Below are 9,839 nucleotides of genomic sequence, written 5' to 3' on the forward strand. Positions count from 1 at the left end.
GAACAACGATGGTCAGGGCGTTCGGCGCGGCGGGGCCGGCGAAAAGCGCCATTCAGGGCCGCGCGGTTCGCACAGGACATTGCCGAGCATCGTCGAGCGCTTCGAATCGAGCGTCCGCACCGCGTCGGCGACCGCGCCGCCGCGTAATTCGGCGCCGGGGTCGAACCGCGCGACGCACCGTTCGAGCAGCCGCCGCCGCAGTTCGAACGGCACATCGTCGATGCGGAGCGTCGAACCGTCGGCTTCGTGAAGGCACAATTCGGCCTCCAGCCGGCGCACCATCCACGCGATCGCATCCTCGGCATCGCCCAGCGCGGCGGCGCTGGCGCCGACGCGGTCGACGTCGAGCCAGTCGATCCCGGCGAGCGCCTTGCGCAACCGCGCGCGATCGAACCGGTCGCTGACGTTGCTCGGGTCGTCGATCGCGGCGATGCCCTGCTCCGCGACCAAAGCGACAAGCTCGGCGTGCCGCCAGCCGAGCAACGGGCGGATGATCCGCCCGCCCCTGACGCGCACCCCGGCCAGCCCCGCGAGCCCCGCACCGCGGTTGAGCCGCATGATCAAGGTTTCGAGCTGATCGTCGGCGTGATGCGCGGTCGCGATCAGGTCGGCGCCGATTGCGTCGGCATGTCGCTCGAGCAAGCGATAGCGCAGCGCGCGCGCGCGGGCCGACAGATTGGCGGTGCGGCCGGCGCGGTCGGGCAAGGGCGCGCGGAGGATCGCGTGGTCGATCCCGCGCGTGGCGCATAGATCGGCGATCCACGCCGCTTCATCGGCCGCTTCGGGCCGCAGCCCGTGATCGACCGTCGCCGCGTGGCAGCGATCGCCCAGCGCCGCGTGCGCCAGCAGCAACAGCGCGAGACTGTCGGGACCGCCCGACACCGCGACCAGCACGCGCGCATTGGGCTCGGCCAGCGCGGCGAGGTCGCGCGCGAACCGCGCGACCGCCGCGCGGCTCAGCTCATTTGCACTTGTAGGTGGCACGGCCCTTATCGGCGTCGGCGCGCTGCGCGGGGGTCAGCTTGTCGCCATAGACGTCGCCGAGTTCCTTATAGACCTGGCAGACATCGGCCGCCGGGCGCTTGAGCGCGGTCAGCGCCCTAGCCAGGTTGAGCAGGCTGTCGGACGCGCGGTCGCCGTCGGGAAGTTTCGAATAATTGGTGTAGAAAATCTCCGCCGCTTCCTTGGGCTTGCCATCGTCGAGATAGACCAGCCCGAGCACGTTCTGCGCGCGGCTGACCAGGCGGTGCTTGGGAAAGCGCGTGGCATATTTGTCGAACTGCGCCTCGGCCTCGGGATACAGCCCGGCCTTCCACAGCCGATAACCGTAATTATAGGCATAGGTGCCCTTGTCGGGGGCATCGGCGCCGGTCGGCTTGGGGACGGCGGCGAGGCGATCGGCGCGGCCCGGATCGGCGGCGGCCGCCGGCTTGGGCGTCGTCGCCGCGGGCCTCGCCGGCCTAACCGGCGCTGGTCCGTCGGAGAGCGCCGCCGGGGCATCGGCGGTTGCGCGGCCATCTTCCAACGCGCGCAGCCGGGCATCGGTTGCCTTCTTGTACGCGGCGAAATCCATGTCGAGTTGCTGCAGCCGGTGCTCGGCGGTCTCGACTCGGTTGGTGAGGCCGCTGACTTCACCCTCGACGCTCGCGACGCGCGCCTGCAAGTCGGTGAGCGGGGCGGTCGCGGGTGTGCCGGCCGCCGCCACCGATCCGTCCGGCGGGCCGATATCGGGCTGTACCATCGGCGCGCCGCCGGATGTGCGCGACAGCACGCGCTCTACGGTATTGAGCCGCTTTTCGACCTGCGTCACCCGCGCGTCGAGCGACGCACCGGCATTCTGCGCATCGACCGGCGCGGCAACGACCAGCCCGCCCGCGATCACCGCCATCAATACTAGCTTACGCATACCCATCCCCGAAATATCCCGTCGACCGGCAATCTATCGCGGATCGCGGCGCCGCGCCACTGCGATCACGGCGTCGAGGTTGGCGCGGTGACGGGCGGTGACAGCGCGTCGGGGACGGCGGCGGCGCTCGGCGTCGGCCGGGGCGTCGGGCGCTCGGTCGGGCGCGGGGTCGGCCGGAACGCGGGCGGCACGGACGAGGCGTCGGCCGGGCTCGGCGTCGAGGCCGGCGCCGGCGCCGCGGTCTCGGTCCCGCGCGCCTGGAGCGCGGCGGCGCTGATCGGCACGTCCTTGATCGCCAGCTTGCCACTGCCGAGCGGTGCGACGACCGACCCATTGATCGTGACCTGGATCTGGTCGGGGCGGCCAGTGACGATCATCGGATTGTTGGCATCGGCGGGCACGTCGTAGCGTTCGCCCTGCGCCAGGATCTTTTCGAGCAACGTCTTGCCGCTCGCGTCGTAGATCTTGAGCCACACGCCCTCGGTCGCGGTCAGCGTCACTTGCCCGCCGCCGACCGGCGCCGGTGTCGGTTCGGGCGCGGCGGCGATGCTGTTGTCGGACGGGATGGCAAGAGGGGCGTCGCTCGATCCGCGGAACAGGCTGGTGCTGTACCAGATGGCAACAACGATCAGCAGCAGTACCGCGATCGCGCCCGCGACCAACGCGACGCCGCGCGACGGCAGGCTTTTGCCATCGCGCGGTTGATACGGTTCATAGACGGTGGTTGGCGCGGCCGGCAGATGCGGGTTGCCGCGTACTTCCAGTCCGATCGCCTTTTCGTCGAGTCCGACGGCTCGCGCGTAGGCCTTGGCGAAACCGATCGCATAGGTCGACGATGGCAGGCCGCTATAATCGCCCAGCTCGATCGCCTCGAGATGGCGCATCGGCACACGTGTGCTGGCGGCGATGTCGGCCAGTGTCAGCCCCAGCCTCTCGCGCGCCTCGCGCAGTTTGTCGCCGGTGCTCTTGGGAAAGAGCGATTCCTGCTCGGCTGTCTGGTCGTCGTCCATATCGCTCTCCGGCAACGGGGAGGTGCGACCCGAATGGCCCGCTGCCTGTGGACGGCTGTCGGCCAAAGCCTTGCCGCGTGTCAACGCCCCGTCGATGCGGTCCGTCGCCGATTCAGGCGAGCTCAACCCCGTTTTCGGCGGCCCAGCCGATCAGGTGGCCGCGCACGTCGCGGATCGGGGCCGACAGCAAGCGGTCCATCTCGGCGGCGATCGCGCCGCGATCGAGGCTGCGCACCATCGCCTTGATCGGGCCGACGGCGGCGGGGGTGATCGACAATCGTTCGATACCGAGCCCGACCAGCGCCATCGCCTCGAGCGGCCGCCCGCCCATTTCGCCGCACACCGCCAGGTCGACCCCGGCGTCGCGGCACGGCGCGACGACTCGCTTGAGGAACCGCAGGATCGACGGGCTCAGCCAGTCGTAGCGCTCGGCCAGCTTGGGGTTGGCGCGGTCGGCGGCGAACAGGAATTGGGTGAGGTCGTTGGTGCCGACCGACAGGAATTGGACATTGGGCAGCAGCAGATCGAGTTGCTCGGCGAGCGCCGGGACTTCGAGCATCGCGCCGTAGCGGATGTCGTTCGGCAACCTTTTGCCCCGCCCGCCGAGCCACGCCTTCTGCGTCTCGAAGATCGCCTTCGCCTCGTCGAACTCCCACGGCTCGCTGACCATCGGGAACATGACGTTGAGCGTGCGGCCCCCGGCGGCTTCGATCAGCGCGCGCGCCTGCGCCTTCATCAATCCGCCGCGTTCGAGCGCGAGCCGCAGCGCGCGCCAGCCCATCGCCGGGTTTTCCTCGTCCTCGTCGTGCGTATTGAGATACGGCAGCGCCTTGTCGCCGCCGATATCGACGGTGCGGAAGACCACCGGCTTGTCGCCGGCCGCTTCGAGCACGTCCTTGTACAGCCGCAACTGGCGCTCGCGTTGCGGCAAGGTCGCCGACACGAGGAACTGAAATTCGGTGCGGAACAGCCCGATCCCGTCGGCGCCGGTCACATCGAGTGCGGCGACGTCGTCGCGCAGCCCCGCATTGCACATCACCGTCAGTCGTACGCCGTCCCGGGTGATCGGCGCTTCGTCGCGTAACGCGGCAAAGACTGCGCGGCGTTTCTGGCGCAGCAGCAACTTGGCGTCGAACGCCTCTTCCATCGCCGCCGACGGACGGACCAGCGCCGATCCGTTGCCAGTGACGTCGAGCAACAGCTGGTCGCCTTCGCCGACATGCTGGCGCACGCTGCGGACGCGGCCGAGCACCGGTACGCCCATTGCCCGTGCGACGATGATGACGTGCGCGGTCAGCGACCCCTCCTCCAGGATCACGCCCTTCAGCCGCCGCCGGTCATATTCGAGCAGTTCGGCCGGCCCCAGATTCCGCGCGATAAGGATCGTGTCCTGGCGGAGCCCGAATTGCGCCGCGGTGCCCATCTGGCCAGACACGATGCGGAGCAGCCGGTTGGAAAGATCCTCCAGGTCATGCATCCGGTCCTGGAGCAACGGGTCGCCGATCTGGCGCATCCGCATCCGGGTGCGCTGCTGGACCCGCTCGATCGCCGCCTCGGCGGTGAGCCCAGAGTCGATCGCTTCGTTGATGCGGCGGCTCCAGCCCTCGTCATACGCGAACATTTTGTACATCGAGAGCACTTCGTCATGCTCGCCACCGACGCCGAACTCGGCGCGGTCCGCCATGCGGTCGATCTGCTCGCGCATCTTGTCGAACGCGGCGTAGACCCTGTGCCGTTCCGCCTCGGTATCCTCGGCGACGGTATGCTCAATCGTGATGCGCGGCTGGTGATACACCGCGTGGCCGACTCCCATCCCCTCGACCAGCTTGAGCCCATCGAGCCGGACCGCCGCGGTCGACTGCGGCCGCGATGCGGCGTCGCGCTGGTCGGCGAGCCCGGCGCTGGCGATCAGCTCGCTCAGCACCATCGCAACGGTCTGCAGCGCTTCGATCTCGACGTCTTCGTATTTGTGTGGGTCGACGTGCTGGACCGCGAGCACGCCGATCGCGCGCTCGCGGCGGATGATCGGGACGCCGGCGAAGCTGTGGAACTCGTCCTCGCCGGTTTCGGGGCGATAGGCGAAATCGGGGTGCGACGCGGCTTCGTCGAGGTTGAGCGTCTCGACATTCTGCGCGATCGTGCCGACTAGCCCTTCGCCGGGCGCGAGTTTGGTGACGTGGACCGCGGCCTGGTCGAGGCCCTTGGTCGCGTAGAGTTCGAGCAGCCCCTCGCGCAGCAGGTAGATCGAGCAGACCTCGCTATCTAACGCCTCGCCGATGATGCGGACGACGGCGTCGAGCTTGGCCTGCGGGCTCGACCGCGCGGCCATCACCTCATGGAGGTTGACGAGGATCTCGCGGGCAGAGGCGGCGGCGGTGACGGCCATGCCCGATCCGCTAACAGATCGGCGGCGGCGGCGCTATCGCCGCCGCCCAATTCCTCAGCGTTCGAAATCGCTTGGCGCGACCGGCACCGCGGCGGCGATCGCCACCACCGCATTGGGCGCGGGTTCGGCGGCGACTTGCGCGTCCGACGGGCTCCAGAACGGCGCTTCGAGCGCGGGCAGCTCTTCGACCGCGAAGTCGGTCAGCCTAGCCGGGTCGACCGTTGCGACTTGCGCCAGCACCGCCTTGGCGGTGTTGCAGAACTCGCCCTGCGCGGTGGGCTGAGCGAAATAGTTATACAGCTTGGTCATGTCGCGATCGAGCGCGTCCTGCCACGCGGTGCCGTATTGCGCCTTGTAGTGCGCGGCGACGGCGGCGCTCGCGGCGGCGAGCTGGGTGCCCTGATTGCGGATCAGCTGATTATAGGCAGCGACCGTCGACCCTTCGTCGGCGTCGCGGCAACCGAGTGCGGCGACGTTCAACGCGGCGCGCATGTGCCACAGGCTTTCGAGCGGCGAAATGTTGGTGGTGACGACCGCCGGCTTGAACGTTTGCGCGGCGGCGGGCGCCCCCGCGAACAAGGCGACAGGCGCTAAGGCATAGAGAATACGCATGGTTACAACCCCCTCGATACGTCACCCCGCGTGACGTGAGCGGATGGTCACCCCGACTCGGCGAACAACTCCTTCAAAAGCGATGTGAATTCGTCATTTACGACGTTCGTGTCAGGGCAGGCGGAAGACCGCCGGATCGACCTTCAGGTACGGGACGCGCGGCCCAGTGCTCGTTGCCGCAGCCATCGCCAGTGTCGCGGTTGACCGCTGGTTTCGCCACGCATCGTAGGCGCGGTAGAAATCGGTGAATGGGCGGTCGATCGCCGCCATGTGCGCTTGCGCGAACCCGGGCAGCGCAGCGGGCGCGACGCTCGTCATCTCGTCGAGCACGCGGTCGGCGGTGGCGCAGAAATCGGCGCGGACCGGGGCGAGCGCGAAGAAATTGTAGAGCTTCGTCATCTCGCCGTCATAGCGATTGCGCCAGTCGCCGCCGACCGCACGGAATTCTTCGGCGAATCGCGATTCGGCATGCGCGAGCACCGGCGCATGCGCGCGGATCGCGGTGTTGTACCGCGCCGCGATCGCATCACCGAGCGGGCCGCGGCACGCCAGCGCCGCGACGTTGAGCGCGGCGCGGAGGTGCCAGGTGGCTGCCGCCGGCGACAGGTTACGGTTGGGCGTTGGATAGCTGCCGTCGGCGAGCATCGCCGGAACCGCCATGCCGGGGCTCGCGCCCGTCGGCATCGGAACGATTGCAACGGCAACTGGCGGAGGCGGTGCGACTGAGGCGACCGGCTTCGGCGTCGAACTGCACGCCGACACGATCAGAAGCAGCGGAATCGAGAAACGGACCGGGTGCGACACGTCGAACCTCCCTTGCCCCCCGGCAAAGCGGTTGTGGGCGCAGGACGGTTAAGATCGGGTAAGCCGTCTTAGTGGAGCGTCTCGTGTGCTGCGCACATCGCGACGAATTTGGCGATCCGTGCGGCGCGGGTTTCGGGCTTTTTCGCGGTCTGGACGCGGTAGAGGATCGCGTAGCGATTAGCGCCGGTCAGCGTGTCGAAGAACGCGCGCGCCCTGGCGTTGGCGTCGAGCGCGGCCTTGAGGTCGGCGGGCTCGGTTGCGGCCGAGGCGGGGGCATAAGCGGCGTCCCAGCGGCCATCGGCCTTCGCTGCATCGATTGCGGCGCGACCCGCTACCGACACGCGACCTTGCGCCAGCAATTCATCCGCGCGCGTCCGGTTCTTCTCGGACCATTTGCTGGCGCGCTTGCGCGGGGTGAAGCGGGTGAGGAACCAGGCGTCGTCATATTTGTCGATCTGCCCGTCGATCCAGCCATGGCACAGCGCGCCGTCGATCGCCTGCGCCTTGGTCAGCGTCGACTCGGCGTTCCCCGCCTTCGCGAGCTTGAGCCACAGGCCGGATGCCGAACGCGGCTGGGCGGCGAGCCATTCTTCCCACGCCGCAAGGTCGGGGAAGGAAAGGATCGGCAGCCCGCCGCGTTCGGTTTGCATGCGTGCCGCGCTCAGCCGCCGATCTTGTGCGACAGCTTGATCGCGAGATCCTTGGCCCAGGCTTCGTCGCCTTTCTTGAGCGTGATCGTGCTGGCATCGCCCTTGAACTGGAAGAACGCGGTCTGATGCTTGCCCAGCCAGAAATCGAGGTGCGGCATGTCGCCCGGCGTCCAATAGGCGCCGCGGCCGACCCCCGCGACCGCTTCGGGCACCATGTTCATCGACTTTTCTTGCGCTTCGAACTTGGCAGGGCCGTCGGTGTTATCGACAGGCATCTCGACGCGCGTCGACAGGATCACGGTGCGCCCGTCGGCGAGCAGATAATGGCATTGCGACCGCGATACCGGATCGTCGCCGTCGGCCTGGTGGTTCATCTTGGTTTCGGCCTTGGTCACCGCTTGCCCCGCAACCGCGGCGACCACGCCCTGGTCGAGCGTCTTGCAGGCATCGGCCTCGGTCCAGCCGCCGACCAGTGCATCGCCGCCACCGCCCGCGGCATCGGCCGGCGTCGGGGCATTCGCGTTGCCACCGGCGCTTGCGCCGCCACACGCCGACAACAGACCACATGCGGCAGTCATCGCCGCGAAACTCACCGTCATTCTCATTGGACGCTCCACCTAGAGTTAGGCGACCGTTGCCCGATCGACGCCGGGCTTCGGCGACTTGGTAGTGCGCCGTTTCGCGACGGTCCAGCGCGATCCGAAGAGGGCTTGACTCGGTAACTACTGTGCATCATACAGTGTATGTCATACACCATGTGAGACACAGCCTTGGCCGTCGACGATGACCTGTTCGAAAAAATGCGAATCGAGCTTCGCCGCGGGTCGCTTGTGCTCGCGGTGCTCGGCGCGCTGCGCCAGGAACGCTACGGCTACACGCTGCGCCAGAGCCTGGAGGATGCCGGGCTGCCGATCGACGAAGGCGCGCTCTACCCGCTGCTCCGCCGGCTCGAAACGCAAGGTTTGCTGACCAGCGAATGGCGCGAGGACGCCAAGCGCACGAAGCGCTTCTACCGGCTTTCCTCCGTCGGCGTGGAGACGCTCGCGCAACTGCTCGGCGAATGGAATTCGATTTCCGAATCGATCCTGCGCCTCACCGAAAAGGATCAATGATGGACCTCATCGACCGTTATCTGACCGCGATCCGCTGGAACTTGCCGCGCGGTGTCAATGCCGACGACGTCATCGCCGAGCTGCGCGACGTAATCGCCAGCCGAGTCGAGGACCGCGAGGAATCGCTCGGCCGTCCGCTTGACGAGAAGGAGATCAGCGCCTTGTTGCGCGAGTTCGGCCACCCGTTGGTCGTCGCCGCGCGCTATGGCACGCAGCAATCGCTGATCGGGCCCGACCTGTTCCCGTTCTACTGGTTCTCGCTCAAGGTCGTACTGGCGATCTGCGCGGCGGTGATGGTCGTGACGGGCGTCATCAACGCGATTTCCGGCGGGCACTCGATCGTGCGCGCGCTGGTCCATGTCCTGACCAGCGGATGGTGGTCGCTGCTCGCCAATGCCGGGCTGGTCACGTTGATCTTCGTGGTGCTCGAACGCACCGGCTGGCTGACCGAATATCTCGAGCAATGGAGCCCGGAGGAGCTGCCCGACCTCAAGGATTTCAAGGTCAAGCCGCAGAGCGCGTGGGAGTCGGTGTTCCAAGTCGCGGTCGGGATCGCCTTCATCCTGTGGTGGGTCGGGCTGATCCACGTCCCGCTGGCCTACACCGACGTCGAGGGCCTGACACTGACGCCCGCGCCGGTCTGGACCGATCTGTGGGTGCCGATCCTCGCGCTGATGGTCGCGCGGCTGGTCTTCAATCTCATCCAGTGGCTGCGTCCGCGCTGGAAGCTGGCGCGCGCGGTGCTGAGCGTGGCGACCGCCGCCGGCGGGCTGGCGCTGCTCGCGCTGATCTATCAGGCCGGCCATTGGCTGACCGCGACGTCGGCGACGATGCCCGCCGACCAGCTCGCCGATATCGACCGCAGCACCAACCTGGGCATCCACTACGCCATCATCGTGATCGGCGTGATCTGGGCGCTGCAATGCGCGAAGGAATTGTGGCGGCTCTACGCCGGCCGCCGCTGACCAAGTTCATGCCGCGCGCTTCTCCAGCGCGTGCGCGGCCTCGGCCATCAATTGCGCGATGATCTCGGCGACCGGCTCTTCCCTGGTAACCATCCCGACCGACTGGCCGGCCATCAGGCTGCCATGCTCGACATCGCCGTCGATCACCGCGCGGCGGAGAGCGCCTGCCCAGTAATGCTCGATCTGGAGCTGCGCCTCCATCATCTCGACCTTGCCCTCGTCGAGCAGCTGCGCGACTTCGCGCTGCTTGGCGGTGAACAGCTCGCCACCGGCATTCTTCAGCGCGCGCACCGGGATGACCGGCAGGCGCGGATCGACTTGGACGCTGGCGACCGCATCGCGCGCGCCTGCGCGGAAGAAGGCTTTCTTGAAATTCGGATGCGCGATGCTTTCG

General features: G+C 67.9%; 10 protein-coding genes and 1 pseudogene. 2 read left to right on the plus strand and 9 right to left on the minus strand.

Translation table 11 applies throughout. The features are described 5' to 3' along the window. Positions 1 to 12: 12 nt before the first annotated feature. From tilS to JWM94_RS14685, 8 genes are all read right to left on the minus strand, one after another. On the minus strand, positions 13 to 984 hold the full coding sequence (gene tilS, locus JWM94_RS14650; RefSeq protein WP_299428646.1) for a tRNA lysidine(34) synthetase TilS: 972 nt from the start codon (positions 982 to 984) through the stop codon (positions 13 to 15). Then, on the minus strand, positions 962 to 1,906 hold the full coding sequence (locus tag JWM94_RS14655; RefSeq protein ID WP_299428649.1) for a tetratricopeptide repeat protein: 945 nt from the start codon (positions 1,904 to 1,906) through the stop codon (positions 962 to 964). Before JWM94_RS14655 ends, tilS begins: the two co-directional genes overlap by 23 nt. 65 nt (positions 1,907 to 1,971) lie before the next feature. Continuing rightward, the gene (locus JWM94_RS14660) at positions 1,972 to 2,916 is read right to left on the minus strand and encodes a helix-turn-helix domain-containing protein (RefSeq protein WP_299428652.1); all 945 of its coding nucleotides are present in this window, start codon (positions 2,914 to 2,916) and stop codon (positions 1,972 to 1,974) included. Positions 2,917 to 3,028: 112 nt separating this feature from the next. Further along, a complete protein-coding gene (gene ptsP, locus JWM94_RS14665) occupies positions 3,029 to 5,302 on the minus strand; it encodes a phosphoenolpyruvate--protein phosphotransferase (RefSeq protein ID WP_299428655.1) in 2,274 nt (757 codons plus the stop codon). 54 nt (positions 5,303 to 5,356) lie between these two features. Then, on the minus strand, positions 5,357 to 5,914 hold the full coding sequence (locus JWM94_RS14670; protein WP_299428658.1) for a hypothetical protein: 558 nt from the start codon (positions 5,912 to 5,914) through the stop codon (positions 5,357 to 5,359). Positions 5,915 to 6,025: 111 nt separating this feature from the next. After that, a complete protein-coding gene (locus JWM94_RS14675) occupies positions 6,026 to 6,718 on the minus strand; it encodes a hypothetical protein (RefSeq protein WP_299428661.1) in 693 nt (230 codons plus the stop codon). Positions 6,719 to 6,786: 68 nt separating this feature from the next. Next, positions 6,787 to 7,368, minus strand: a complete 582-nt coding sequence (locus tag JWM94_RS14680; protein WP_299428664.1) for a YdeI family protein — start codon at positions 7,366 to 7,368, stop codon at positions 6,787 to 6,789. 11 nt (positions 7,369 to 7,379) lie between these two features. After that, positions 7,380 to 7,973, minus strand: coding sequence for a hypothetical protein (locus tag JWM94_RS14685; RefSeq protein ID WP_299428667.1), 594 nt, complete (start codon positions 7,971 to 7,973; stop codon positions 7,380 to 7,382). Between the two features lie 165 nt (positions 7,974 to 8,138). Between JWM94_RS14685 and JWM94_RS14690 the strand changes: the two genes are divergently transcribed. Together JWM94_RS14690 and JWM94_RS14695 are read left to right on the plus strand one after the other, a co-directional pair. Then, positions 8,139 to 8,480 carry a PadR family transcriptional regulator gene (locus JWM94_RS14690; protein WP_299428670.1) on the plus strand — a complete coding sequence of 114 codons (342 nt, stop codon included), beginning with the start codon at positions 8,139 to 8,141 and terminating at the stop codon, positions 8,478 to 8,480. Further along, positions 8,480 to 9,445, plus strand: a complete 966-nt coding sequence (locus JWM94_RS14695; protein WP_299428673.1) for a hypothetical protein — start codon at positions 8,480 to 8,482, stop codon at positions 9,443 to 9,445. Before JWM94_RS14690 ends, JWM94_RS14695 begins: the two co-directional genes overlap by 1 nt. Positions 9,446 to 9,451: 6 nt before the next feature. On the opposite strand, the pseudogene JWM94_RS14700 reads toward JWM94_RS14695, so the two are convergent. Continuing rightward, positions 9,452 to 9,839 (minus strand): annotated as a pseudogene (locus tag JWM94_RS14700) (2-nitropropane dioxygenase); the annotation flags it as partial.

The sequence above is a fragment of the Sphingomonas bacterium genome (assembly GCF_028289855.1).
In the GTDB taxonomy this organism is placed as follows: Bacteria; Pseudomonadota; Alphaproteobacteria; order Sphingomonadales; family Sphingomonadaceae; genus Sphingomonas.

Bases quoted from the DNA above. Each gene is read 5' to 3' on its own strand.
- JWM94_RS14655 (WP_299428649.1), bottom strand. From the start codon at position 1,906: ATGCGTAAGCTAGTATTGATGGCGGTGATCGCGGGCGGGCTGGTCGTT.
- JWM94_RS14660 (WP_299428652.1), bottom strand. From the start codon at position 2,916: ATGGACGACGACCAGACAGCCGAGCAGGAATCGCTCTTTCCCAAGAGC.
- ptsP (WP_299428655.1), bottom strand. From the start codon at position 5,302: ATGGCCGTCACCGCCGCCGCCTCTGCCCGCGAGATCCTCGTCAACCTC.
- JWM94_RS14670 (WP_299428658.1), bottom strand. From the start codon at position 5,914: ATGCGTATTCTCTATGCCTTAGCGCCTGTCGCCTTGTTCGCGGGGGCG.
- JWM94_RS14680 (WP_299428664.1), bottom strand. From the start codon at position 7,368: ATGCAAACCGAACGCGGCGGGCTGCCGATCCTTTCCTTCCCCGACCTT.
- JWM94_RS14685 (WP_299428667.1), bottom strand. From the start codon at position 7,973: ATGAGAATGACGGTGAGTTTCGCGGCGATGACTGCCGCATGTGGTCTG.
- JWM94_RS14695 (WP_299428673.1), top strand. From the start codon at position 8,480: ATGGACCTCATCGACCGTTATCTGACCGCGATCCGCTGGAACTTGCCG.